This window comes from Flavobacterium sp. R1_16, assembly GCF_057652095.1.
Map to the genome: position 1 here is coordinate 241,159 of NZ_JBYFCG010000004.1, position 22,743 is coordinate 263,901.

Genomic DNA, 22,743 nt, shown 5'->3' on the forward strand with positions numbered 1-22,743 from the left:
AAAACAACAATGTTCACAGGAATTATAGAAACCCTTGGCACGATTCAGGAAATTAAAAAAGAAAATACCAATCTTCATATTTCAATAGATTCTTCAATAACCGATGCACTCAAAATAGATCAAAGTGTAGCTCACAATGGCGTTTGTCTTACGGTAGTCGCTATCAATGGAAACCAATATACCGTTACGGCTATCAATGAAACACTAGAAAAAACGAATCTCTCCGATTGGAAAGTAGGCGATTTGGTAAATCTGGAACGCGCGATGTTACTTGGAGCCCGACTTGACGGTCATATTGTTCAGGGTCATGTGGACCAAATTGGAATATGTACCTCGATTGAGGAAGCTAACGGAAGCTGGATTTACACCTTTCAGTATGATGAAAAATACAATAATATTACTATTGAAAAAGGTTCTATTAATGTAAATGGAGTGAGTCTAACAGTGGTCAATTCTAAGAAAAACGAATTTAGCGTTGCGATTATTCCTTACACGCATGAACACACGAATTTCAAAAACTTTAAAGTTAACACCAAGGTCAATTTAGAATTTGACGTCATTGGCAAATATGTGAGTAGGCTTTATGCTTCCTATCGATAAAACAAAAAAGACTTCTAGTTAATTAGAAGTCTTTTTTGTTTGTATTTTGTGTATTTTGTAGAGTCCGTATACTAAAGAAAGTAGCAAACATGCGACTATGCCGCCATCAATAGGAAGTCCTGGCGGTGGCGGAACTCCTGGCGGTGGTGGTCCTTTTGGCGCGGCCATAGCCGATGCACTTATAAAAACCAAGATGTAAAAAATCTTATTTGGGGGTAATCTCATGTTTGTAAAAGTAAATAAAAAATCTTTTTGTCAAAATTTTTTCTAACTATTTTAATTTTAGAGTTGAACAAGTGCGAATTTACAATTTATATCTAAATAACAAAAAGCCGTATAGACTTATTAACTTAGAGTTGAGAATTTTAGTGTCTCGAAACTTAAAAAAGAATCCTCTCATTTCAGAAGAATACAAAACAGCTGCATTGCTTAAAACCCGAAATCTTGTAAATAAAATATCTTTGTACAGATTTATGAAAAAGTGTATATTTGAAAATACTGCGGTATGTAGTAGTGCTTATCTATTCATATTTGGGGTGATATGCGCTACTTTGTAGTGCATGTATAGAAGCTAGAGGCAAGCAAATTGGAACCTTGCTGGAATAGAACTAAATTTTATATTTTTGACCTATGGAAAAATGTATTGATATTTATTCAAGATTATTAATAGCAACAATAACTTTTGTTGTTCCAATAATAATTAATCTTTTAGCAACATTCAAGTCTGGTGAAAAAAGAAGAAGAGAACTTGCTAGTGCAACAGAAGAATATTTAAGCAAACAAACTGCTCTAGAATTACAAGCCAATCCTCATCGTGCAAAAGAAACAATAGCTGAAACATATACCAAATTAACAGAAAATGACAAAAATACCAAACGGGAAATAAATCTTCTAAACCCAATAATTCAATTTTGGAATATTGCAATTTTTTTAGCATTATGTTTCGGCTTTCTACTTTTAAGTTATTTAATTCGTAGCAATTATTTAAATCTTTATAATCACAGTTTTTCAATCATAATTTTACTTTTGAGTATTTTGTGTTATTTTCTTGCATTGTTTTTTATAATAAGAATATTATACACCATTAACAAAACAAAACGAATTGTAGAACAATAAATAAAAACGTCATGAATCAGCAACAATTACAGCATTTTTACTCAATGGTTTCTTTCTCGGGATTATTATCAGTATATGCTATGAAATTATCATATGACAATCGAATGGGGTTTGATAAAGATGATTTTTGCGAAAACTTAACTTTACTTCCTGAACCTTATTTTCATGGATTTATTGTAGCCTGTTCTGCACTCGGAATTATAGATTATAATACTACAAAAAATGTCATTTTTACTACTACCCATATTGATCCACTATTAAACTCTACTATTTTAGAAGAAATAAAAAAGACACTTACTGGGAGGGATGAAAAAAATTGGAATGAGGAATTCAAGCTTGTAGAAAAATACTTTGAATAATTTGCCAGCCTATAGCAGCAGTTTGCAATATATGTTTGGGTTGCTTAGTTACTTTGACGTTTTTTCTTCACGAAAAAACTTTATCTTTAAAAGAAAATAATCAGCTAGCTGGCTCCCACTATCGCAAAGCCGGCGGGACGTAAAAAAACAAAAAAGCCTCTACATCTCTGTAAAGGCTTTATTATTGTGGTCCCACTTGGGCTCGAACCAAGGACCACCTGATTATGAGTCAGGTGCTCTAACCAACTGAGCTATAGGACCGGTTAATGAGGTTGCAATATTACTACTATTTTTTTTTCGTTGCAACTATTTTTATGGGATTTCTTGACAAAGTTCAATCAAGACGCCATTTGTCCCTTTTGGGTGCAAAAAAGCTACTAGCTTGTTGTCGGCTCCTTTTTTAGGTATTTCGTTCAAAATCAGAAAGCCTTCGTTTTTTAGGCGTTCGATTTCGGCAACGATATCTTCAACATCAAAAGCAATGTGATGTATGCCTTCTCCTTTCTTTTCTATGAATTTGGCTATTGGGCTATCGGGATTTGTCGCTTCTAATAGTTCTATTTTGTTGGGGCCGTTCTTGAAAAAAGAGGTTTTTACGCCTTCGCTGGCTACTTCTTCTTGTTTGTAGGCGGGTGCTCCAAAGAGTTTTTCGAATAGCAAATTGGAAATTTCTAAATCTTTGACGGCAATTCCTATATGTTCAATTTTTCTCATTATCTGGATGTATTCAAATCGATTACTGTAAAAGTACGCAAAAAATTTGTCTTTTAGCCCTGAGTGCAGCGGCATCCTGCGCATTTTTTTGCGCAGATAGAGCGGAAAGCAGGAATAAGATTAATCGATAAAGCCCAAACTTTTTGCTCCTAATAATTCTATAAAGATAAAAACTTTGAAACTTAAAAATCGTATTTTTGCAGCATGGAAACAAATAGACAGAAAAAAATAGGTGGGGTAATTCAGAAAGATTTGGTGGATATCTTACAAGGTGAAGTGAGAAAAAACGGGATTCCGAATTTGATAATTTCCGTATCCAAAGTGAGTGTTACAACAGACTTATCTGTTGCGACGGTATATTTGAGCATATTCCCTCAAGAAAAAGCAAGTGAAACCTTGGCGGCGATTAAATCGAATTCGGTTTTGATAAAGCATGATTTGTCACAAAGAGTGCGTTTGCAACTTCGAAAAGTGCCTAATTTGACTTTTTTTATTGATGATTCTTTAGACTACATTGAAAAAATTGACAAAGCATTATCAAACAAAGAAAACCCTATCGAGAATCGAGACCTTCTAGAAAAACGAAAAAAAATCTAAGTTGAATTTTTCGTTATACATCGCTAAGCGCTACATTTTCAGTAAGAGCAACAACAATGCTATAAACATTATTTCAAGAATTGCTACTGCTGGGATTATTGTTAGTGCCATGGCGTTGTTTGTAGTTTTGTCTGTTTTTAGTGGTTTGAAAGAATTTAGCCTATCGTTTAGCAATGATTTTGATCCCGATATAAAAGTAACAGCCGCAAAAGGGAAATCATTTTTGATTTCGAAACAACAGCAACAACGACTTCAAAAAATGGAAGGCGTAACTGCTCAAAGCAAAATTATTGAAGAGCGCGTTCTATTTCTGTTTGACGGCAAAGAGGAAGTTGCCACTTTAAAAGGTGTTGACAGTATTTACAGCAAAGTGAATAATGTAAAAAAAACATTGTTTAACGGACAATGGCTTAGACCTGATACCTATCAAGTGGTTATTGGTTATGGCATCTCAGAAAAACTTTCTTTGGGATTATTTGACTTTAGCAACCAATTAGAAATTTATGTTCCAAAACCAGGGAAAGGAGCTATTGAGAATCCTGAAGAAGCCTTTAACAAGACATCTGTTATTCCAGTTGGAATTTATGCTATTAGCGAGGATTTGGATTCAAAGTATGTTTTTGCCGATTTGGGATTGGCGCAAGAACTATTAGAATATCAACCCAATCAAGTTTCGGGAATAGAACTCAAATTGAAGCCCAATGCCGATGAGGAAAATATAAAAAAAGAGCTAGCAAGTATTTTTAACAACAAGGTAACCGTAAAAAATAGAGCTCAACTCAATGATAGCTTGTACAAAATGCTAAATACGGAAAACACTGCGGTATACTTGATTTTTACGCTAGTTATTATCCTAACACTATTTACACTAGCGGGAGCAATTATCATGATGATTCTAGACAAAAGAGGGAATCTTAAAACCTTATACAATCTTGGGACAGAAGTTATTGATTTGCGAAAAATTTTCTTGCTTCAAGGCACTTTAGTAACCGTTTTTGGCGGATGTATTGGATTGGTTTTAGGAACACTAATTGTTGCTATTCAACAGCATTATCATGTGATAATGATTACGCCAACGCTGGCTTATCCAGTAGTTTTTAGCATTCAAAACGTTGTACTTGTTTTGGGCACTATTTTCTCTCTAGGATTAATCGCTTCTTGGATTGCGAGTAGTAGAGTAAATAAAACGTTATTGGACTAAACTAAAACTCTTCCCAAAAGAAATTTATACAAACTCATATCCAGTATACACTTCTTCTATTTCATTCAAAACTGCAAATAATTCTTCTGGATGATCTAAGGTTACCAATTTTTGCTTGTAGGTTTTAAAAGAATGAATGCCTTTGAAATAATTAGTATAATGTGGACGCGTTTCTACTATGCCTAATCGTTCTCCTTTCCATTCCATTGCCCAAGTTAAATGATTACGAACGGCTTCTACCCTATTGCCCACACTTGGTTTTGCCAAATGTTCGCCCGTATTAAAATAATGTTTGATTTCGTCAAAAATCCAAGGATAACCAATAGCAGCTCGACCTATCATCATGCCGTCAAGTCCAAATTTATTCTTGTATTCCAATGCTTTTTCAGGACTATCAATATCGCCATTACCAAAAATAGGCATGGTAATTCGTGGATTATTTTTCACTCGTGCAATATGCGACCAGTCGGAATGTCCTTTATACATTTGGGCTCTAGTACGTGCGTGAACGGTCAATGCTTGTACACCAATATCTTGCAAACGCTCAGCAACCTCATCAATATTGATAGAATTTTCATCCCAGCCTAAACGCGTCTTTACAGTAACTGGCAAATGAGTGCTTCGGATTACTGCCTTGGTCAAGCGCACCATTAAGTCCACGTCTTTCAAAACGCCAGCTCCTGCTCCTTTACACACCACTTTCTTTACAGGACAACCAAAATTAATATCTACCAAATCAGGCTGTACTGTTTCTACAATTTTAGCAGAAAGCGCCATAGCCTCCTCATCACCACCAAAAATTTGGATTCCAACTGGACGTTCGTAATCAAAAATATCTAATTTCATACGACTTTTAATGGCGTCACGAATCAACCCTTCCGAAGAAATAAATTCGGAATACATCAAATCGGCACCATGCATTTTACACAAACGACGAAACGGCGGATCGCTTACATCCTCCATAGGCGCAAGAAGTAAGGGAAAATCAGGTAATTCTATGTTGCCAATTTTGGGCATTTTAATATAAATTTTGGTGCAAAGATAGAAAAATTAGATTTTAGAGCTTTAAACCATTAAGGTATTAAAGTATATTAAGTCTTAATTTTCTTAATCTCTTAATAGTTTAAAAAAATTACTTTCAAAACTTTTACCTTATATTTGCCGATTAAATGCGAAAGCATTTTGCCAAAAAAATTGACAGATACAGAAGATGAAGCATATTAGAAATTTTTGCATTATTGCACATATTGACCACGGTAAAAGTACACTTGCCGACCGACTTCTAGGTGCTACACAAACCGTTAGTGCTCGTGAAGAAAAAGCACAATTGCTAGACAACATGGATTTGGAGCGCGAGCGTGGGATTACCATAAAAAGTCACGCCATCCAGATGGAATACAAATACAAAGGAGAAGATTATATTTTAAATTTGATTGACACTCCAGGACACGTCGATTTTTCCTATGAAGTTTCTCGTTCCATAGCGGCTTGCGAGGGTGCACTTTTGATTGTAGATGCAGCACAAAGTATCCAAGCACAAACGATATCCAATTTATATTTGGCTCTAGAAAACGACTTGGAAATTATTCCCGTTTTGAATAAAGTCGATTTGCCAAGTGCTAATCCAGAAGAAGTAAGTGATGACATCGTTGATTTGTTGGGATGTAAGCTCGACGAAATTATTCATGCTTCAGGGAAAACGGGTTTTGGTGTCGAAAATATTTTGGCCGCTATTATTGAAAGAATTCCTGCCCCAAAGGGTGACCCAAACGAACCGTTGCAAGCATTGATATTTGACTCGGTTTACAATCCATTTCGTGGTATCGAAGTTATTTTCCGAGTGAAAAACGGTGAAATTCGCAAAGGACAAAAAATAAAATTCATGGCGACAGGGAATGAATATTTTGCGGACGAAATTGGCACCTTAAAACTAAACCAAGTTCCGAAACAAGTCATTTCTGCTGGTGATGTTGGATATTTAATTTCTGGAATTAAAGAAGCTAAGGAAGTAAAAGTGGGTGATACCTTAACCGATGCTAAAACACCTACGACCAATATGATTCATGGTTTTGAAGATGTAAAGCCAATGGTTTTTGCCGGAATTTATCCTGTTGACACTGAGGATTATGAAGAATTGCGAAATTCCATGGAAAAATTGCAGTTGAATGATGCTTCTTTAGTTTTTACTGCTGAAAGTTCTGCGGCTTTAGGATTTGGTTTCCGCTGTGGATTTTTAGGAATGCTGCACATGGAAATTATTCAAGAGCGATTGGAACGTGAATTCAACATGACTGTAATTACTACTGTTCCAAACGTTTCTTATTTGGCTTACACCAAAAAAGATCCAGAAACAGGTTTCGTAGTGAATAACCCTTCTGACCTTCCTGAGCCTTCTCGACTAGACCGCGTTGAAGAACCCTATATCAAAGCCACCATTATTACCAAGGCGGATTTTGTTGGGAATGTAATGAGTTTGTGCATAGAAAAACGCGGATTGATTACCAATCAGACCTATTTGACTACAGAACGTGTAGAGTTAACTTTTGACATGCCATTAGCGGAAATTGTATTCGATTTTTATGATCGATTGAAAACTGTTTCTAAAGGATATGCCTCGTTTGATTATTCTCCAATTGGAATGCGCACATCAAAATTAGTAAAACTTGATGTTTTGCTCAACGCACAATCTGTGGATGCTCTTTCGGCATTGATACATGAAGACAATGCGTACACTATTGGTAAAAAGATGTGCGAAAAATTGCGTGAATTGATTCCGAGACAACAGTTTGATATCCCTATTCAGGCAGCTATTGGCGCCAAAATTATTGCTCGTGAAACCATCAAAGCATTACGAAAAGACGTTACTGCCAAGTGTTATGGTGGTGATATTTCCAGAAAACGTAAATTACTAGAAAAACAGAAAAAGGGTAAAAAACGAATGCGTCAAGTAGGAAATGTTGAAATTCCTCAAGAAGCATTCATGGCGGTGTTGAAATTGAATGATTGAGAATTGTAAAATGTATACTGTATAATGTAAAACCCGATAACGAAAGTTGTTGGGTTTCTGTTTTATTCTACTTGACTACTATCGATTAGTTTAAACCATTAAGAAATTTAGGGTGTATTAAGACTTAATGTTACTTAATTTCTTGATGGTTCAGAAAAATCAAACTATTTTATATTATTGCTTCTCCAACCAATCAAACAATCGTTGCGTATCTTCTCTTTTAAACAATTGAGTGCCTTCATTCATGGTTGCTGCTGAGCCACAAGCCACACCCCAACGAATTACTTCTTCTAAAGATTTATACTGTGAAAGCGCCCACACCATTCCTCCTACCATACTATCTCCAGCGCCAACAGTACTCTTTTTGACTACGTTAGGTGCTGGAACAAATTCGTAATTGTCTTTGGTAACTAAAACTGCACCCTGAGGTCCTAAAGAAACCACTACAATTTCAGCTCCTCCCTTTGCAATAATTTGTTGAGCCGCTTCATGTACTTCTTCCATTTCGAGGCGTTCAACACCAATGAGTTTAGCTAATTCGCCAACATTAGGTTTTATAAGATAAGCTCCCGTTTCTAAGACTTTTTTCAAAGCTTCTCCTGAGGTATCTACAATCAATTTCGAATTGTTTTTTTTAGCAATTTCTGCAATTTTCTGATAAAAATCTGTTGACAAACCTTCATTTAAACTTCCGCTGGCTACAAAAAATTCTGGTTGAAGATTGGACAGTGCTTCTAATAAATTGCACTCTTCAACTGCTGAAATAGTACCACCCGTAAACCCGAATCGATATTGTGAATTGGTGTTGTCATCCACAGCTACAAAGCTTTCTCTAGTCCAGGTTTCTATTTCAATTGCTTTATATTCTATTGCTTCTTTTTTTACCAATTTTTCAAGCATTTTTCCTGTTGGCCCACCAGAGGTAAATACCGCTAAAGAGGTGCCTCCCAAACGAGAAATTGCTTTCGAGACATTGATTCCTCCTCCGCCAGCATCATATCGTGGTTCTTCACATCTAATTTTTTGTTCGGCTACCAAACCTCTAAAATGGGTGCTTTTGTCCAAGGCTGGATTTACTGTAATGGTAACAATAGGTTGTGATTTCATTTTTCAAATTTTACAGTCTAAAGATGCGAAAAATTCTGAGAATTCCATTTCATTTAAGGCGACAATTTCTTCGTATATTTGCGACCTGAAATGATACATCATGATTGAAGATAAAACCCCACAACGTACGAGTATAGCTCAATTAGGAGAATTTGGATTGATAGACCATTTGACAAAAGACTTTGAAATCCATCAGCCTTCTACTCTAAAAGGAATTGGTGATGATGCTGCAGTTTTAGATTTTGGAACCAAAAAAACTGTTGTTTCTACCGATTTATTAATTGAAGGAGTCCATTTTGATTTGGCGTACATGCCTCTGAAACATTTGGGGTATAAAGCTGTAGTGGTAAATATTTCTGATATTTGCGCCATGAATGCTAAGGCAACTCAAATAACCGTTTCAGTAGCAGTTTCGAATCGATTTCCTTTAGAAGCTTTGGAAGAATTATTCGCTGGAATAACTCTGGCCGCTTCTGTGTATAAAGTAGATGTTATAGGTGGAGACACAACCTCATCGCAAAAAGGTTTAATCATTAGTATTACAGCTATTGGAGAAGCTGATGCCGATGAAATTGTGTATAGAAATGGAGCCAAACCAACCGATTTATTAGTCATTACAGGTGATATTGGCGCTGCCTATATGGGTTTGCAAGTTCTAGAACGAGAAAAACAAGTATTTCAAGTAAACCCGAATTCACAACCAGATTTGGATGCTTATTCTTATTTAATTGAGCGACAATTAAAACCAGAAGCAAGAAAAGATGTACGCACTTTGTTGTATGCTTTGGAAATAAAACCGACATCAATGATTGATATCTCGGATGGGTTATCTTCAGAAATCATGCATATTTGCAAACAATCTGGAGTTGGATGTAACCTGTATGAAAACAAATTACCTCTTGACCCTCAATTAATTACTGTATGTGAAGAATTCAATATTGATAGTACTACGGTAGCTATTAATGGTGGTGAAGATTATGAATTGCTTTTTACAATTCCCATCGAAGAATTTGAAAAAATAAAAGGAAATCCCAATTTTACCATCATTGGTCATATGACTCAAGAAAGTGAAGGTCTTCATCTAATTACTCGTGCAGACACAAAAATTGCTCTGAAAGCTAGAGGCTGGGATGCAATTACTGAATAAAAAAAAGCGACAATTCTCCCCCTATGGTTGTCGCTTTTTTCTCCTTAAATAAATAGGATTCGTTTCTTTCGATTGGGTCAAAAAGAGCTTTATCATTGTATTGTATTATTACATTTTATTATAATAACCAACTCAATACTATAGTGCTAAAGTACTCTAAAACTCTTTTTTATTTGTTACGGTTTCCCGTAAAAAACGTTACGGTTTCCCTCAAATTTAGTTACGGTTTACTAGCAAATTAAAGCAATAGCCCTTTATTTTTAGCCTCTCTAATCAAATCGATATCGCTTCCTCCTTTTATTTCAAGGGTTTCTTTGAGATTTAATTTTCTTTTTTCGATGGCGCTCAAGGATAACGGAACGTATTGTGGGATATCTTTTGTTTTTGTCCCTTTAGATAAATGATATAAAATTTGTTTGTCAAAAGCATCTATTTCGATGTTGTCATATTGAATTTGGCTCACCAATTTCACAACCGTTTGACTATAATAATTCTCTTCTTTTAGAATTTTATCAAAGGCTAACAACAATTCATCAAAGGTTAAATCGTTTTTAATCACCAATCCGTTTGGATTAATGTTTTTAATGATAGTATTGATTTTCAATAATTCTGTATGCATAGTCAGTAGAATTATTTTACAATCTGACATTTTTTCTTTTATCAAGAGAGCCAAATCTTCACCTGAAAAAATTCCTTTTTCTTCATAGGTTGGCATGCTCAAATCGAAAAAAGCAATCCCAAAAGGATCGTCTTGCGCATCGATAATTGCTTCATACCCTGTTTTGCAGTCTTTAGCTTGGGTGATTACAAACTCATAAGCACCTTTAGAATTATATCCTTTTATAGCATTTTTATAAGCCTCAATAATAAAAGGATGATCGTCTACTATAAGTATATTAATTTTAGTTGCCATATAATTAAGCTGTTACTGTATTTTTTTGAATGGGTACTGTTATCGTGATTGCTGTTCCTTTTCCTTTTTTAGAATCAATATCAAATACACCATCGCATTCGTTGGTTCTTGATAACATATTTTGCAAACCTATACCTTTTTTTCTTGTGTTTACCTCAAATCCAATTCCGTCATCAACAATTTTTAAGATGATGTTGTCAATATCTTTTTTGAAATCTACTCTTATATTTTTCGCTTTCGCATATTTATTGATATTTTGAAGTGATTCTTGCAAGATTCGGTACAAATTTATTTTTGTGGTATTGTCTACTAAATCCCATTTTATATCTTCATCGATACTAAATGTAATTTCAGAGTCAAAAGAAGATTTCTGTTCTTCAAGAAGGTTGTGAACGATGGCTACAAAATTATTAATAAGTACATGCTTCTCTCGATTCAAATCATGAGATATTTCTCTAATATCCTGTTCAATATTTTTTAATTCGTTCAAATAATTATATCTACTGGCAATAGACTCTTCATCACTAAATTTATTTAAACTATCTAAGTTTAATCTTGCTCCAAACATTCTACCTAAAATACCATCATGGAGTTCTTGAGCAATTCTCTTTTTCTCTTTGACCCTATTCTCTTCGATTGTCTGCTGTTGAGAAATCATCAAACTATAAATTTCCTCATTTACTTTTTGTTGTTGTTGTTTTAGTAACAATTCTCTATTCCTAGCTCTTTGTGTACGAATTACAAACAACAAAACTCCTACCGCAAAGGTTCCGATGAAAAAGTAGAGTAAGGTTCTATTCTGCTCTTCTAATTTGTCTTTTTCTCCTATAATTTCATCTGTTTCATAGGCAATTCTGGCAAACTTATCCTTTGCTTTTCGCTCTTCTTGTTGAATACTATCGCTTATTTTTATATACTCCTTAGAATATTGAGAAGAATTTTTATGTTCAACAAGTGATAATTGTTTTAGAGAACTTAATAAATCTCCTGAAATCTTTGTGGTTTTAGCCAACTTTAAAGCCTCATTTGCATATTTTTGAGAATTTACTGTGTCTTTCTTTATTGCAAAAAATTCTGATAAATGTATATTATTTGCAATTGCACCTGAATAAAGTCCATTTTTTTCTCTAATTCTCAATGATTCAAAAAATAATTCAGGAAGTCCATTATAATCTCCCAGTTTAAACTTTGAATAGGCTAAATTATCAACAATCGTAGAGTAAATATTAGGATCGTCTTCTAACAGGTTTTTCTCGTTAAGTCCTAATCTAAAATTGTTAACAGCTTCCTTATGATTGTTTAAATTTTGATAAACATATCCTAGGTTATTGAAAGTACTTGATCGAAAATGAAGTTTTAAATTTGATATCTCTTCATATTTATTTACATAATCCAAGGCCTTTTTATGATAAATTAATGCATTTTCATAATTTTTGAGTTCATTTGAACATATTCCTATTAAATTCAATGCTTGATATTCTGATAATCTATCATTAAGATTTTTATAATAACTTAAAGCTTGAATGGAAGAAAGCTCAGATCCTGTATAATCATTTTCATACAATTGAACGTATGATTTATCCAGATAGTTTTTGCTAAGATTTAAAGTATCCTTAAGTTTTAAAAATAATTTTTCAGACTTTAAAAGGTAGTAGTAAGCACTATCATTTTGTCCACTATTAATACATTGATTCCCAAGTATACTATACGTTTTGGCAATATGTAATGAATCTTTTTTTTCAATCGACTTATCAAGTATCAATTTGAGAGACTTATTTAAAGATTTTTCATCTTTAAGTACAAAAAACTGCTGGGCTATTGAAAATAAATCACTACGATACTGAAGAGTATTCTGTCTATTTTCTAATAATGACAACGCTTTCTTATTAAACTGAATTCTTTTGTTTGTGGGTAATTTTTTATTTTGTGCAAAAGATAAATAAGTAGTCAAACTATCTGTGTTATAGTTATCCATCTTTTTTGTTTCATAATCTTTATTACAACTTATCGTAATAAATATAAAGAGTGAGAATATAAATGCTTTATTTTTCAACTATTCAAAATTGATTATTTTGCTAATGTAATAAAATTAATTTTAATAAAAAAAGGTCTCCATTTCTGGAAACCTTTAATATATTTGAGTTTACTTTTCTTAGAATGTTCTTTGTGGTCTTGGTGCAGTATTACTTCCACCAATAGCATACACAGGTCTTGGAGCTGTGTTACTTCCACCAATTTCATACATTGGTCTTGGTGCAGTGTTGCTACCTCCAATTTCATATACAGGTCTTGGTGCTGTGTTGCTACCTCCAATTTCATACATTGGTCTTGGTGCTGTGTTGCTACCTCCAATTTCAGGAGAAGTAAATGATGTTAATACCATCATTAAAGAAAATAATCCGATAGTTAAGATTGACTTTTTCATAATTTGAGACTTTATAAGTTTGTAATTGTTTTTCGCTTTTTCAGTAAATCTTCCTGATTCACGATGTAAAACTACATAGTATGTCTCTGTAATCGCCCTGTTTTCGGGCGTTTTTGGTAGAATGATGTCGTTTGATAGTGAATGAATATCAAATTCGAGTAGATGGTTTTTCTATATTTCTAGATAATTGCCATTTGTGATGCTATTTATAATAGAATCAACGTTTTCTTTATATGATTTTGAAAACGGAAGTTTGGTTGTTGTATTCTTAATATAGCAAACAGCATTTCCTGTATGTATTCTTGAAACATAATCTATGTTAACTATGTAACTATTGTGAATACGAACAAAAGGAGAGCTAAGTACTCCCTCAAAGTGTTTTAATGTTTTGAATGCGGTAATCATTTCGCCATTGTACAAATGAATATCCGTAGAATTATTATCAGCTTGAAGATAACAAATGTCTTTGGCTTCTATAAATCGGTAATCGCCATATGATTTCACGCAAATAATGAGCGGCTTTTCTTCCTTTCTAGTCTCTGTATATGATGAGACTTTGTCCTCCTTCTTTTGGAGTTCATTTGTTTCATTCAACTCATCACTCGTGTTCTCTTCCTGAGCTTCTATTTCATCTTTACTGTTCTCGATATCAAAAACATCAGGATTAGTATTCTTTTCTTCGAGAGGAATCAATTTACTGGATTCTGATAAATTTTGATTGAAAAACTGAGGTGTATTTACAATTGTTTTTTCGAACTTTAATATTGCTTTTCTCAAATCATGTCGATCCAATGGCTTTACAAAATAGTCTAAAACGTCGTATTTAATAGCTTCCAGGACTTTTTCCTCATCTTGGGTTGTAATTATGAATTTTGGAATCTCTTTTAAATAGCGATGCAATTCATTGATTAATTGCAATGATAAGTTGCTTGATTTATCTTCAGGATTAATTTCTAAAAAAACAATTTTAGGATTAAACTCTAGGATAAGGTTTAACCCGTCGTCATAATTAGTAGCTGATGCAATAAACTGAAGATTTTGAAAACTGGCAGCAATCGCCTTGGTTTTCAAAAGACTTTGAGAGTTATCATCAATAATTATAAAAGAATGCCTCATTAATTGCTTTTCCTAAATTTTAGTTTAGTAAAGCATTAAGCAGAAAGTTCTATGTAATAGGTTTGGGGATTTTGAGTACAAGCATGCGCATTTAGACGCGTGCGTCAACTACAAAATTGAGGCTAATTTACATTTTTTATAAATTCCTGTTAATGAATGTTAATACAATTCTAGATATTGTTAATAATAAAATACAAACCGCAATAATATTCGTTGAATTGCATTTTGGGCTGATTCAAATTACCTAAATATGGAATTAATTTATTTTTTATATATTTATTTACATCAATATTTTTATTTTTGTGTAATTAAATTTTTTAATCCATTTCAATAATGTTAGGTGAAGATTTTAAATCTATTCTGGAATTAAAAAAAGCTTTTCCAGACGAACAAAGTTGTATTAATCATTTAGAAAAGATTCGATGGAATGGATTAGTAATTAGTCCATTTGATCCAAATTCAAAAGTGTATCATTGCAAACAAAATCGCTATCGTTGTAGAAATACTAAAAAATATTTCAATGTTAAAACCAATACTCTTTTTTACAATTCAAAAATTGAATTACAAAAATGGTTTATTGCTATTTGGATTATTACCTCTAAAAATGAACTTATTTCTTCTGTAGCATTGAGTGAAACTCTTGAAATCACACAAAAGTCTGCCTGGTTAATGATAAAAGATATTCAACATCATTTTGGAGTTACAAAAAGTGTAGAAAGAAAAAAGCTACTCAAACAAAAAAAGAAGGACGTTGACGAAATAGAGGTCGTAATTGAAAAAGATAGGTTACAATTAGTGGAATGGCTCAAACAATTAAAAAAATAGAACGATGCTAACAGTCCGGTTTGGTCAAAAAGAAAATCCTTTAATTTTAGGGTCTATAAGTTTGAATTGCTATGTGTTAAAAGACAACAAACGTGTTTTAACCATTAGCTCCATTCAGAAAGCTCTAGGATATGATGGGAAATCAGAAAATTGGGTAACTGAATTTATAGACAAATTAAACGGTTTTTTCTTCATTAATCCAGAACTATCATCCGCATTTAAAAATGCAATTATAGTTAAAATAACCGATCCGAAAAGTAAAACGACAACCTTTGAAAATACCGTAGAATCTCATTATTTCATAGAGCTATGCAAAATAATTGTAAAGGCAAAAGAAGATGGATTTTTAAACATTACTCAATTAAAACATGCCAAACTAGCTCTTTTGGCTCTAAAAGCTGTTGAGCTGTCTACTATTGAAGATTTAATTGATAAAGTCACAGGATTTACTCGATACAAAATAGTAACTCTTGAACATTTTAGTACACTCATAAAAAAACAACACAACGATACAATTTTTGATTGGGTAAAGACATTCCCCTTAGCTTTTATAGAGAATATCCTAACAATGCATTCTTTTTTTTGGGAAGATATTCAAAAACAACCTGCTTTGGTCTTGGAATTATTAAATGAAATCATCTTTTCGCGAATTGAAAATGATGTTTTAGAAGCTATTCGAAAATCAAAACCAAAAAGAACTTATACACGAAAGAATAATAAAAAACAGGAAATAGAACACCCGAATTTAAAAGAGTTTATCCTAATCTTAATCTCTCTACTAAAAGCCTCTGGAAATAATTGGAACATTTTTATTCAGCTACTCAATAAAGCCTATCCTAAACAAAAAAATGCAACTAAAATTATTTATATAGAAAACAAAGAAGGTATAACTCCCTATTCGGATTTCAATGAAAAACTTAAGACAGTGATATTCAAATAAAAAAGCTTCCCATTTGAGAAGCTTTACTAATTCTAATTTTTTGTCTTTAGCAACCAATTTTTCATCGAAACTTCATTTTCGATTATTGATTTTAACTCAACAATTTTTACTCTATCCTGCTTCATAGTATCTCTATGACGAATAGTTACTGTCTTGTCTTCTAAAGTTTGATGGTCTACAGTAATACAAAAAGGTGTTCCAAGTGCATCTTGACGTCTGTATCTTCTTCCTACAGCATCTTTTTCATCATAGGCTACGTTAAAATCCCATTTTAATTCATCAATAATGTTTCTTGCTACCTCTGGTAAGCCGTCTTTTTTAACCAATGGTAAAACCGCAGCTTTAGTTGGTGCTAAAACTGAAGGCAATTGTAAAACTATTCTAGTTGTACCATCCTCAAGCACTTCCTCTTTTAATGAATTAGAAAAAACAGCCAAAAACATTCTGTCTAAACCAACAGAGGTTTCAACAACATAAGGTGTGTAGTTAGCATTAGCTTCTGTATCAAAATACTGCATCTTTTTCCCAGAATACTGTTCGTGGGCTTTCAAATCGAAATCGGTTCTGGAGTGAATTCCCTCTAATTCTTTAAATCCAAAAGGGAAATTGAACTCAATATCGGCAGCCGCATTGGCATAATGTGCTAATTTTTCATGGTCATGAAAACGATAATTTTGTTTTCCTAAACCTAATGACAAATGCCAGTTTAAACGCGTATTTTTCCAATATTCATACCATTTCATTTCCTCACCTGGTTTCACAAAAAATTGCATTTCCATTTGTTCAAACTCACGCATTCTGAAAATGAATTGTCTCGCAACTATCTCATTTCTAAAAGCTTTACCTGTTTGAGCAATTCCAAAAGGAATTTTCATTCTACCAGATTTTTGAACATTTAAAAAATTAACAAAAATCCCTTGAGCAGTCTCTGGTCGCAAGTATAAATCCATAGCATTTTCTGCTGAAGCACCTAACTTAGTACCAAACATCAAGTTGAATTGCTTTACATCGGTCCAGTTTCTGGAACCTGTTTCAGGATCGGCAATTTCTAGTTCTTCTATTAAAGCTTTTACATCGGCTAAGTCTCCCGAACCTAATGAACGACCCATTCTTTCAAGAATTTCTCTTTCTTTAGCGAGATATTCAACCACACGAGGGTTTGTTGTTTTGTATTGTTCTTCATCAAAAGAATCGCCAAAACGCTCACGCGCTTTTTCAATTTCTTTCTTCGCTTTTAGGTTTAATTTTTCGGCATAATCCTCAATTAAAACGTCTGCTCTATATCTTTTTTTAGAATCCTTATTGTCAATCAATGGGTCATTAAAAGCATCAACATGTCCAGATGCTTTCCATGTGGTGGGATGCATTAAAATTGCGGCATCGAGACCTACAATATTTTCATGCATTTGAACCATTGATTTCCACCAATATTCTCTGATATTTTTCTTTAATTCTACACCATTTTGAGCATAATCATATACTGCGCTCAATCCGTCGTATATTTCGCTTGATGGAAAAATAAATCCATACTCTTTTGCGTGCGAAACTACATTCTTAAATAAATCTTCTTGTTTTGCCATAGTGGTGCAAAAATATAAAAAGTGTCCATAAATTAACATCCTAATTATAGGATTTTCTTATTTTTATGGTTAAAAAGTTAATCTAGATGTTTGAAAACTTGATAAACGTCCTTTTTCCCAAAGTTTGCCTTGGATGCAATAGTCATTTATTGTCTAATGAAAATGTGATTTGTACCTTTTGTCGTCATGAAATTCCATTGACAAACCATCACTTGAACCCAGAAAATGAGGCAATTAAAAAATTTTATGGAAAAATCCCTGTTGAATTTGCCACTACTCTTGTCTATTTTCATAAAAAAGGAATTGTTCAAGAGATGATTCATAATTTGAAATATCGCGGACATGAAGAAATTGGAACTGTTTTAGGCGAATGGCAAGCAGAGTACTTAAAAACTTTGCCTATTGCGAATACATTCGATGAAATAATACCTGTACCTCTTCACAAAAAAAGATTAAAAGAAAGAGGCTACAACCAAGTAAGTTCGTTCGGATTAGCTTTGTCCGAAAAATTAAAAATTACATACAATCCAAGTATTTTAAACCGAAATGTATATTCAAAAACTCAAGTGAGAAAAAATCTCTTGAATCGAACTGAGGTTTTAGAGCATGTTTTTGAAGCAACCTTTTCTGAAAAAGATCATAATAAACACTTTCTTTTAATAGATGATGTTTTAACGACAGGTTCAACACTAGAAGCCTGCGGCAGAGAATTATTGAAAATTCCCGGCACCAAAATTAGTGTCGTTTGTATGGCAATGTCACATTCTTAAATTAGTGTAATTTAATATATATTTTTATTTAAACTATTGAAAATCAATTACAAATTTAGTTCTTTATTTTATGATTCTTTGTTTTATAAAAAACTAAAAACACTTTTTGTCTAATCGTTTAATAAATCCATAAAAGATTTCATTTACAATAAATATAATTGTTATTTTGTGGCATCAAATTATCTAATTGAGATGTTAAAAAACCGTTTCAAAAACACTTTATTTTTTCTAACCCTATTGCTTATTAGCTGTGCTAAAAGAGGAACAATTGATGGAGGCGTAAAAGATACAATTGCGCCTGTCTTAAAATTGAGTTTCCCAGCTAATTACATTACAAATTTTAAAGGTAATTCAATTAAATTAACTTTTGATGAATATGTAAAGTTGAAAAATATCAATAAACAATTGATTATTTCACCTCCTTTGAGTAAATCACCTACTATTCTTCCTCAAACGGCAAGCAAATACATTACGGTGCATTTTAATGATTCATTACAGGCCAACACGACTTACAGTATGAATTTTGGCGAAAGCATAGAAGATAATAATGAAGGTAATCCGTATCGTCAGTTTAAATATATCTTTTCTACGGGTTCCTATATTGATTCTCTTACTCTTGGTGGTTCTATCAAAGATGCCTACGACAAAAAAGTAGCTTCTTTTGTTTCTGTGATGTTATATGAGGTAAATTCTAAATTTAATGATTCCATAATTTACACAGAAAATCCGCGCTATATAACCAACACTTTAGACAGTTCTATTGTTTTTAAACTAGAAAATCTGAAAGCTGGAAAATACCTTCTTTTAGCTGTTAAAGATGAAAACAGCGACAACAAATTCAATCCCAAAAAAGAAAAAATTGGTTTTCATAAAGAATTCATAACGATTCCAAACGATTCTGTTTTTCAATTATCATTATTTAAAGAAATTGCTCCTTTTAAGGCTTTTAAACCCAGTCAAGCATCAGGAAACAGATTTACCATGGGCTATGAAGGAAAAACGAAAAATTTAAAAGTTACTTTAAAAAACAAACAAGAGTCAATTCCAACCATTGTAACAAAATTACCCGAAAAAGATTCGGTTCAAATATGGTATAAACCATTAAAAATTGATTCTTTAAGTGTCTCCATATCAAATGATAACTATGCTCAAGAGTACATTTCATCGTTAAAAAATCAGAAAAATGACACCTTAAGTTTTAGTACAAAACAAAATAAAATTATTGGTTTGTCAGAAATTTTTAGCTTAAAAAGCAGCATTCCAATTAAGAGTTTTGATGTTACAAAAATGAAATTAATCAATAAAGATTCCGTTGCAGTGGCTTTCAAAACAGAATATGACGAATGGAATCAAGAGTTGAAATTTAATTTTAAAAAGGAACCATTAGAGAAATATACACTCAAAATTTTACCTGGAGCCTTGAAAGATTATTTAGAGCATGAAAACGATTCTCTAACCTTTGTTTTAGAAACAAAAAATATCTCAGAATATGGAAATCTTACAGTAAACCTACAAAATGTAGAAAAATTTCCTGTTATTGTGGAGCTTACTAATGCTAAGGGAGATATTATAGCCTCACAATATTCCGAAAGCAATACTAAAATCGATTTTTTCCTACTCGAACCTAATCTGTTTACACTTCGAGTAATCTACGATGACAACAAAAATAGAGAATGGGATAGCGGTAATTTTTTAGAAAAAAAACAAGCCGAAAAGGTAATTTACTTTCCTAAAGAAATTGATGTTAGAGCCAATTGGGATGTAGAACAATCGTTTAATCTAAAACCGTAAACATATCTCTATCATTCAAAAAGCCGAATTTTTCTCTAAATTCGAGCAAATTACTTTTGTGTAATGTTGTACAATATATCTCTTCATCTATTTGAGGTTCAAGAAGATAATTCCCTGAAAAATCTATTATTTGTGAATGTCCGTTGTACTCCAAAAAATTATTATCCGTGCCAACTCTGTTAACACCTATGGTATATGACATATTTTCGATAGCACGAGCTTTTAACAATGAATCCCAAGCGTTTATGCGTTGCTTTGGCCAATTTGCAACATAAATTAGCACATCGTAATCTTCAGCGTTTCTAGAAAAAACAGGAAAACGAAGGTCATAACATATCAGCAAACAAATCTTAAATCCTTTGTATTCAACAATTAGTTTTTTTCTTCCTGAAGTGTATGTTTTGTCTTCGCCTGCTAATGTAAACAAATGTCTCTTGTCATAAAATTGAATGTCGCCTGATGGAAAAACAAAGATTAATCTGTTATAGAAATTATCGTCTTCTTTGATAATTAAACTACCTGTTATTGCACTGTTTTTGGCTTTTGCTAAAGATTGTAACCATAAAACAGTTTTGCCTTCCATGGTTTCGAAAACCTCTATAGGATTCATGGTAAAACCTGTTGAAAACATTTCAGGCAACACTATCAAATCAACACTTTCGGTAATGGAATTCATTTTTTCTTCAAAATAATTCCTATTTAACAATGGATTTTCCCAAGCTAGTGGAGATTGAATTAAAGCTACTTTCATCTACAATAATTTTATCAAAGATAAAAAATGAACACAAACAGATGTGCTTTTAATTAAAGTTCATTATTTAACAGGTATGTTTTTTCTTATTTCCTGTATCCAAATTTTATATCCTTCTGAATTCATATGCAAACTATCGGCTTTGAAAATAGTCCCGTTTGGTCTTGAATTCAATAGCATTTGATTCCAAACAGTAATAAAATCTGTATTTTTTTGATGCTTACAAAATTTCTTTATTAAGGCATTAGCGGCTATAATTCTATCTTTCATTCTCCATCTTGATGGGCTTGGTTTTATAGAAATATAGTAAATTTTTACTTTTGGAAATTTTGTTCTTATGTGTTGATGAAGCAATTTAAATCTCTCAAAAACCATTTGTGCCGTTATAGTATCCGATGAGGCAATGTCGTTCTCTCCACAATAAATAATAATTCTTTCTGGATGGTAGCTATCAATAACAACATCCTTATATCGGATTACATCTTCCAATGTTGACCCTCCAAATGCACGATTCAGCGGAGCATATTCAGGTAAATCCTGATTTAAATTTTCCCAGTAAGTAAAAGAAGAACTGCCTATAAAAAGAGTCTTGTATTGAAGTGGTTTTGCTATGCTATCTTGATTTTTAAAAGTCTGGATGTCCTTCCAAAAAGGAGGATTCTGTGCTTGACTATTCAATAAAAAAACAATATCGTAATAAAGTAAATTGTTTTTAAAAAGTTGTGTTTAAGATTCATTTTCCATTTCTTTACTGTCTAAATCTAGAATAATTATTCCAAAGATAAAAATTGAACGCAAATAGAGGTCTTATTTAAGAAATGTTCTTTGTTTTAGATGGGATATTTCAGCGTATTTCATTAATCTAAATTTAACTAAAACTCTTATCTATAATTTAATTCAACATAAACTGGCAAATGATCAGAAGGGTATTTTAAATCTTTAGCATCGCTTAAAACGGCATATTTTTTTATTTTGAAAAAGCAATTTTTAGAAATGAAAATATAATCTATCAACTTGGTTACTGCTTCATCGTGTTTGAAATTATTAAATGACCCCGATGGCCCGAAGGGTTTTTGTTGAGAAACTTCTCTGGAATCATCCATTATTTTTCGAAGTTCTATTATTCTTTTTTCACTAGGTTCTGAATTAAAATCTCCCATAAAAATCACAGGATATTTTTTGAGATTTAATGTTTCTATTTTTGATAAAATCAACTGTATTCCTTTTGTTTTGGCCTCTTCACCCATGTGGTCTAAATGTGTATTGAAAACCCAAAATGTTTTTTTGGACTTTAAATCTTTGAAAAGTGCGTAGGTACAAACCCTATTAAAAGCGGCATCCCAACCTTTTGACTCTACATCTGGTGTTTCTGATAGCCAAAATGTGTTGGTTTCCTTAACATAAAATCTTTCTTTTTTATAAAATATATTGGAAGACTCTCCTTTCTCTTCACCATCTCTACCGACGCCTAAATAACCATATTCAGGTAGTGATGTTGCAATATCTGTTACTTGGTTTGGTTTAGCCTCTTGAATACCAAAAATATCAGGTTCATAGAACTGTATTTGAGATGTAAAAAAATCTTTTCGGTGCGTCCAATCATTTTCTCCATCTGATGAGACATCAAGACGAATATTATGAGTCATTACTTTGAGGATTTGTGCTTGTGCAGAAAACCCATTTAGAATAAAAATTAAAACTATGATATAAAATGATTTTAACATAAGGTAACTTTTTTAAACAACTAACGCATTCAATTTTGAATGCGTTAGTATAATTCATTT

At 32.6% G+C, this 22,743-nt stretch carries 22 protein-coding genes and 1 tRNA gene; 11 read left to right on the plus strand and 12 right to left on the minus strand.

Annotation, left to right across the window (positions count from 1 at the left end; genetic code table 11):
- Nucleotides 1-9: 9 nt before the first annotated feature.
- The 3 genes from AC23L6_RS08880 (at nucleotide 10) to AC23L6_RS08890 (ending at nucleotide 2,075) form a co-directional block, all read left to right on the plus strand.
- Nucleotides 10-600, plus strand: a complete 591-nt coding sequence (locus AC23L6_RS08880) for a riboflavin synthase (RefSeq protein WP_487561810.1) — start codon at nucleotides 10-12, stop codon at nucleotides 598-600.
- Between the two features lie 630 nt (nucleotides 601-1,230).
- Entirely contained in the window at nucleotides 1,231-1,716 is a 486-nt protein-coding gene (locus AC23L6_RS08885) for a hypothetical protein (protein WP_487561811.1), read from the plus strand.
- Between the two features lie 11 nt (nucleotides 1,717-1,727).
- Nucleotides 1,728-2,075, plus strand: a complete 348-nt coding sequence (locus AC23L6_RS08890) for a hypothetical protein (RefSeq protein WP_487561812.1) — start codon at nucleotides 1,728-1,730, stop codon at nucleotides 2,073-2,075.
- Between the two features lie 187 nt (nucleotides 2,076-2,262).
- Here AC23L6_RS08890 and AC23L6_RS08895 read toward each other — a convergent pair.
- Nucleotides 2,263-2,336: transfer RNA gene (locus AC23L6_RS08895), tRNA-Ile, on the minus strand.
- Nucleotides 2,337-2,387: 51 nt separating this feature from the next.
- Nucleotides 2,388-2,789: a methylmalonyl-CoA epimerase gene (mce, locus tag AC23L6_RS08900; RefSeq protein ID WP_487561813.1), complete on the minus strand. Its 402-nt coding sequence runs from the start codon at nucleotides 2,787-2,789 to the stop codon at nucleotides 2,388-2,390.
- Between the two features lie 204 nt (nucleotides 2,790-2,993).
- On the opposite strand from mce, the gene rbfA reads away from it, so the two are divergent.
- The gene (gene rbfA, locus AC23L6_RS08905; RefSeq protein ID WP_487561814.1) at nucleotides 2,994-3,386 is read left to right on the plus strand and encodes a 30S ribosome-binding factor RbfA; all 393 of its coding nucleotides are present in this window, start codon (nucleotides 2,994-2,996) and stop codon (nucleotides 3,384-3,386) included.
- Between the two features lies 1 nt (nucleotide 3,387).
- Nucleotides 3,388-4,587, plus strand: coding sequence for an ABC transporter permease (locus tag AC23L6_RS08910; RefSeq protein ID WP_487561815.1), 1,200 nt, complete (start codon nucleotides 3,388-3,390; stop codon nucleotides 4,585-4,587).
- Nucleotides 4,588-4,611: 24 nt separating this feature from the next.
- On the opposite strand, the gene dusB is transcribed toward AC23L6_RS08910, so the two are convergent.
- Nucleotides 4,612-5,604 (minus strand): tRNA dihydrouridine synthase DusB, encoded by a 993-nt coding sequence (gene dusB / locus AC23L6_RS08915; RefSeq protein ID WP_487561816.1) that lies wholly within the window; start codon nucleotides 5,602-5,604, stop codon nucleotides 4,612-4,614.
- A gap of 193 nt (nucleotides 5,605-5,797) precedes the next feature.
- On the opposite strand from dusB, the gene lepA reads away from it, so the two are divergent.
- A complete protein-coding gene (lepA, locus tag AC23L6_RS08920; protein ID WP_487561817.1) occupies nucleotides 5,798-7,594 on the plus strand; it encodes a translation elongation factor 4 in 1,797 nt (598 codons plus the stop codon).
- 174 nt (nucleotides 7,595-7,768) lie between these two features.
- On the opposite strand, the gene AC23L6_RS08925 is transcribed toward lepA, so the two are convergent.
- On the minus strand, nucleotides 7,769-8,701 hold the full coding sequence (locus tag AC23L6_RS08925) for a 1-phosphofructokinase family hexose kinase (protein ID WP_487561818.1): 933 nt from the start codon (nucleotides 8,699-8,701) through the stop codon (nucleotides 7,769-7,771).
- Between the two features lie 100 nt (nucleotides 8,702-8,801).
- Here AC23L6_RS08925 and thiL point away from each other — a divergent pair, with 100 nt between their 5' ends.
- Nucleotides 8,802-9,848, plus strand: a complete 1,047-nt coding sequence (gene thiL / locus AC23L6_RS08930; protein ID WP_487561819.1) for a thiamine-phosphate kinase — start codon at nucleotides 8,802-8,804, stop codon at nucleotides 9,846-9,848.
- 238 nt (nucleotides 9,849-10,086) lie between these two features.
- On the opposite strand, the gene AC23L6_RS08935 is transcribed toward thiL, so the two are convergent.
- The 4 genes from AC23L6_RS08935 to AC23L6_RS08950 all read right to left on the minus strand — a co-directional run bounded on the left by AC23L6_RS08935 (nucleotide 10,087) and on the right by AC23L6_RS08950 (nucleotide 14,302).
- Nucleotides 10,087-10,761, minus strand: coding sequence for a response regulator (locus tag AC23L6_RS08935; RefSeq protein ID WP_487561820.1), 675 nt, complete (start codon nucleotides 10,759-10,761; stop codon nucleotides 10,087-10,089).
- Between the two features lie 4 nt (nucleotides 10,762-10,765).
- Nucleotides 10,766-12,814, minus strand: a complete 2,049-nt coding sequence (locus AC23L6_RS08940; RefSeq protein WP_487561821.1) for a tetratricopeptide repeat-containing sensor histidine kinase — start codon at nucleotides 12,812-12,814, stop codon at nucleotides 10,766-10,768.
- A gap of 99 nt (nucleotides 12,815-12,913) precedes the next feature.
- Nucleotides 12,914-13,186 carry a hypothetical protein gene (locus AC23L6_RS08945; RefSeq protein ID WP_487561822.1) on the minus strand — a complete coding sequence of 91 codons (273 nt, stop codon included), beginning with the start codon at nucleotides 13,184-13,186 and terminating at the stop codon, nucleotides 12,914-12,916.
- A 171-nt stretch (nucleotides 13,187-13,357) separates the two neighbouring features.
- Complete coding sequence (locus AC23L6_RS08950; protein WP_487561823.1) at nucleotides 13,358-14,302, minus strand: LytR/AlgR family response regulator transcription factor; 945 nt, start codon at nucleotides 14,300-14,302, stop codon at nucleotides 13,358-13,360.
- Nucleotides 14,303-14,635: 333 nt separating this feature from the next.
- On the opposite strand from AC23L6_RS08950, the gene AC23L6_RS08955 reads away from it, so the two are divergent.
- Nucleotides 14,636-15,127 carry a transposase gene (locus tag AC23L6_RS08955; RefSeq protein WP_487561824.1) on the plus strand — a complete coding sequence of 164 codons (492 nt, stop codon included), beginning with the start codon at nucleotides 14,636-14,638 and terminating at the stop codon, nucleotides 15,125-15,127.
- Nucleotides 15,128-15,131: 4 nt separating this feature from the next.
- Entirely contained in the window at nucleotides 15,132-16,067 is a 936-nt protein-coding gene (locus tag AC23L6_RS08960; RefSeq protein ID WP_487561825.1) for a P63C domain-containing protein, read from the plus strand.
- A 32-nt stretch (nucleotides 16,068-16,099) separates the two neighbouring features.
- Here AC23L6_RS08960 and AC23L6_RS08965 read toward each other — a convergent pair whose 3' ends face one another.
- Nucleotides 16,100-17,647: a glycine--tRNA ligase gene (locus AC23L6_RS08965; RefSeq protein ID WP_487561826.1), complete on the minus strand. Its 1,548-nt coding sequence runs from the start codon at nucleotides 17,645-17,647 to the stop codon at nucleotides 16,100-16,102.
- Between the two features lie 86 nt (nucleotides 17,648-17,733).
- Between AC23L6_RS08965 and AC23L6_RS08970 the strand changes: the two genes are divergently transcribed.
- Both AC23L6_RS08970 and AC23L6_RS08975 read left to right on the plus strand, forming a co-directional pair.
- The gene (locus tag AC23L6_RS08970) at nucleotides 17,734-18,417 is read left to right on the plus strand and encodes a ComF family protein (protein ID WP_487570230.1); all 684 of its coding nucleotides are present in this window, start codon (nucleotides 17,734-17,736) and stop codon (nucleotides 18,415-18,417) included.
- Nucleotides 18,418-18,609: 192 nt separating this feature from the next.
- On the plus strand, nucleotides 18,610-20,208 hold the full coding sequence (locus AC23L6_RS08975; RefSeq protein WP_487561828.1) for an Ig-like domain-containing domain: 1,599 nt from the start codon (nucleotides 18,610-18,612) through the stop codon (nucleotides 20,206-20,208).
- Here the strand turns inward: AC23L6_RS08975 and AC23L6_RS08980 are convergent.
- The 3 genes from AC23L6_RS08980 to AC23L6_RS08990 all read right to left on the minus strand — a co-directional run bounded on the left by AC23L6_RS08980 (nucleotide 20,192) and on the right by AC23L6_RS08990 (nucleotide 22,683).
- A complete protein-coding gene (locus AC23L6_RS08980) occupies nucleotides 20,192-20,959 on the minus strand; it encodes an amidohydrolase (RefSeq protein WP_487561829.1) in 768 nt (255 codons plus the stop codon). The two genes, AC23L6_RS08975 and AC23L6_RS08980, sit on opposite strands and share 17 nt — an antisense overlap.
- Nucleotides 20,960-21,022: 63 nt before the next feature.
- Nucleotides 21,023-21,637: a GDSL-type esterase/lipase family protein gene (locus AC23L6_RS08985; RefSeq protein WP_487561830.1), complete on the minus strand. Its 615-nt coding sequence runs from the start codon at nucleotides 21,635-21,637 to the stop codon at nucleotides 21,023-21,025.
- Nucleotides 21,638-21,840: 203 nt separating this feature from the next.
- Entirely contained in the window at nucleotides 21,841-22,683 is an 843-nt protein-coding gene (locus tag AC23L6_RS08990; protein ID WP_487561831.1) for an endonuclease/exonuclease/phosphatase family protein, read from the minus strand.
- Nucleotides 22,684-22,743: the final 60 nt, after the last annotated feature.

Coding starts and splice junctions, on each gene's coding strand:
- AC23L6_RS08880 (WP_487561810.1), top strand. CDS start 10: ATGTTCACAGGAATTATAGAAACCCTTGGCACGATTCAGGAAATTAAA.
- AC23L6_RS08885 (WP_487561811.1), top strand. CDS start 1,231: ATGGAAAAATGTATTGATATTTATTCAAGATTATTAATAGCAACAATA.
- AC23L6_RS08890 (WP_487561812.1), top strand. CDS start 1,728: ATGAATCAGCAACAATTACAGCATTTTTACTCAATGGTTTCTTTCTCG.
- mce (WP_487561813.1), bottom strand. CDS start 2,789: ATGAGAAAAATTGAACATATAGGAATTGCCGTCAAAGATTTAGAAATT.
- rbfA (WP_487561814.1), top strand. CDS start 2,994: ATGGAAACAAATAGACAGAAAAAAATAGGTGGGGTAATTCAGAAAGAT.
- dusB (WP_487561816.1), bottom strand. CDS start 5,604: ATGCCCAAAATTGGCAACATAGAATTACCTGATTTTCCCTTACTTCTT.
- lepA (WP_487561817.1), top strand. CDS start 5,798: ATGAAGCATATTAGAAATTTTTGCATTATTGCACATATTGACCACGGT.
- AC23L6_RS08925 (WP_487561818.1), bottom strand. CDS start 8,701: ATGAAATCACAACCTATTGTTACCATTACAGTAAATCCAGCCTTGGAC.
- thiL (WP_487561819.1), top strand. CDS start 8,802: ATGATTGAAGATAAAACCCCACAACGTACGAGTATAGCTCAATTAGGA.
- AC23L6_RS08935 (WP_487561820.1), bottom strand. CDS start 10,761: ATGGCAACTAAAATTAATATACTTATAGTAGACGATCATCCTTTTATT.
- AC23L6_RS08945 (WP_487561822.1), bottom strand. CDS start 13,186: ATGAAAAAGTCAATCTTAACTATCGGATTATTTTCTTTAATGATGGTA.
- AC23L6_RS08950 (WP_487561823.1), bottom strand. CDS start 14,302: ATGAGGCATTCTTTTATAATTATTGATGATAACTCTCAAAGTCTTTTG.
- AC23L6_RS08955 (WP_487561824.1), top strand. CDS start 14,636: ATGTTAGGTGAAGATTTTAAATCTATTCTGGAATTAAAAAAAGCTTTT.
- AC23L6_RS08960 (WP_487561825.1), top strand. CDS start 15,132: ATGCTAACAGTCCGGTTTGGTCAAAAAGAAAATCCTTTAATTTTAGGG.
- AC23L6_RS08965 (WP_487561826.1), bottom strand. CDS start 17,647: ATGGCAAAACAAGAAGATTTATTTAAGAATGTAGTTTCGCACGCAAAA.
- AC23L6_RS08970 (WP_487570230.1), top strand. CDS start 17,734: ATGTTTGAAAACTTGATAAACGTCCTTTTTCCCAAAGTTTGCCTTGGA.
- AC23L6_RS08975 (WP_487561828.1), top strand. CDS start 18,610: ATGTTAAAAAACCGTTTCAAAAACACTTTATTTTTTCTAACCCTATTG.
- AC23L6_RS08980 (WP_487561829.1), bottom strand. CDS start 20,959: ATGAAAGTAGCTTTAATTCAATCTCCACTAGCTTGGGAAAATCCATTG.
- AC23L6_RS08990 (WP_487561831.1), bottom strand. CDS start 22,683: ATGTTAAAATCATTTTATATCATAGTTTTAATTTTTATTCTAAATGGG.